Here is a 1,325-nt window from a genome sequence, read left to right on the forward strand (position 1 = left end):
TGAATCGCCCCGGGTATCGCGGAGGCCATTTGGTTAAAGTAAAACGGCCTCGTCGGCGGTTATACCGAGTTGGTTGTAGTAGTTTGCCTCAGCCTCGGCCGGCGGGATATAGCCGATCGATGAGAGCAGGCGTTTTTGGTTGAACCAGGCGACCCATTCCAAGGTGGCCAGTTCGACGGATTCCCGGCTTTTCCAGGGCGCCCGACGATGGATCAATTCGGCCTTGTACAAACCGTTGATCGTCTCGGCCAGCGCGTTGTCGTAACTGTCGCCACGGCTGCCCACTGAGGGTTCGATGCCGGCCTCGGCCAAGCGCTCGCTATAGCGGATGCTGACGTATTGGGATCCTCTGTCGGAGTGATGGGTCAGAGAACCGTTATTGCCGGGCTGACGGGCGTATAACGCCTGCTCCAGCGCATCGAGCACGAAGTCCGTCGTCATGGACTTGCTCACGCGCCAGCCGACGATACGCCTTGCGTAGACGTCGATGACGAAGGCCACGTACAGCCAGCCCTGCCAGGTCGAGACGTAGGTGAAGTCCGAGACCCAGAGTTGGTTCGGACGGTCGGCGCGGAACTGCCGGTTGACCCGATCCAGCGGACGGCTGGCTGCGTCATCCGCAATCGTCGTTCGCAGCCGCTTGCCACGCCGTACGCCTTGCAGGCCCTGGGCGCGCATCAGGCGTTCGACCGTGCAACGGGCCACTGTCACGCCTTCACGGTTCAGTTGCCGCCAGACCTTGTCGGCACCATAGACGCGATGGTTCTCCTGCCAGACTCGCTGGACATGCGGCATGAGATGTTCGTCGCGCCGGGCGCGGTCGCTGCGCCGTGACGGATCGCGCAGCCGCGCGGCATGGCGCCGATAGGCCGACGAGGCAACCTGCAACACCGTGCAGATCGGCTCGACCCCGTAGACCTCCCGGTGCCGGTCGATGTAGGTGTTTACGACTTCAGCTTGCGGTCGAGCTCCGCCTGCGCGAAAAAAGCGCTGGCCGTGCGCAGGATGTCGTTGGCCCGGCGAAGTTCACGCACCTCGCGCTCCAGGGCCTTGATCCGCTCGCGTTCACTGGTGGTCACGCCCTCGCGCTGACCGCTGTCGACCTCGTGGCGCTTGACCCAGGTCAGCAGCGTCTGCGCCGAGCAGCCGATCTTGGGCGCGATGGACTCGACTGCCACCCACAGCGACGGATACTCGCTGCGGGACTCCTGCACCAGGCGCACGGCCCGCTCGCGCACTTCAGGGGAAAACTTGTTCGCGTTGTTCTTGCTCATGGCTCGCATTCTCTCAAGAGTTGGAGCCTCCGCAAAACCCGGGGCGATTCA

General features: G+C 63.5%; 1 protein-coding gene and 1 other annotated feature. The gene reads right to left on the reverse strand.

All coding sequences use genetic code 11. From position 1 onward, the window contains the following. Positions 1-33: 33 nt before the first annotated feature. Positions 34-1,283, reverse strand: a protein-coding gene (locus tag A7W11_RS17650; RefSeq protein WP_412778740.1) for an IS3 family transposase whose coding sequence is annotated in 2 segments (ribosomal slippage) — positions 34-989 and positions 989-1,283 — 1,251 coding nt in all. Because the reading frame shifts where the segments join, the coding sequence is not laid out codon by codon here. Then, positions 874-990, reverse strand: a sequence feature (AL1L pseudoknot). It overlaps the preceding gene by 117 nt. Positions 1,284-1,325: the final 42 nt, after the last annotated feature.

It is taken from the genome of Bordetella ansorpii (genome assembly GCF_900078315.1).
GTDB classification, from domain to species: domain Bacteria; phylum Pseudomonadota; class Gammaproteobacteria; order Burkholderiales; family Burkholderiaceae_B; genus Bordetella; species Bordetella ansorpii.